This window comes from Paraburkholderia sp. SIMBA_030, from assembly GCF_046535245.1.
In the GTDB taxonomy this organism is placed as follows: Bacteria; Pseudomonadota; Gammaproteobacteria; order Burkholderiales; family Burkholderiaceae; genus Paraburkholderia.
This window is the reverse complement of the sequence record NZ_JAWRXB010001635.1, coordinates 1-236: the sequence shown is the minus strand read 5'-3', so window position 1 is coordinate 236 and position 236 is coordinate 1. Positions and strand designations below refer to the sequence as shown.

The 236-nt window shown below is 50.4% G+C and carries 1 protein-coding gene; it reads left to right on the top strand.

Translation table 11 applies throughout. The annotated features are described in order from the left end of the window. Positions 1–219 (top strand): hypothetical protein (locus SB772_RS45550; protein ID WP_410839220.1); only part of this gene is annotated, 219 nt, incomplete at its 5' end. Positions 220–236 lie beyond the last annotated feature (17 nt).

Genomic DNA, 236 nt, shown 5'->3' with positions numbered 1-236 from the left:
CTTGCGCGCGCGGTTTATTGCGCTGCAAAATCGGTTTATCTCGATATTGACGCGGCAATGCGGCGTTGCATGGACAACCGAATGAATAATCCCGAAGTCAAGTCAACCAAAATATTTGAGGGTTCGCCGGAAGCCTTGTCCCGCCTGTTGCGCGTGGATTATCTCCGGGCAGAAACGTTCAGTGGTTTGACCCAGGCCTTCACATGGGGAAAACGATAATGATAAAAATACCGCAC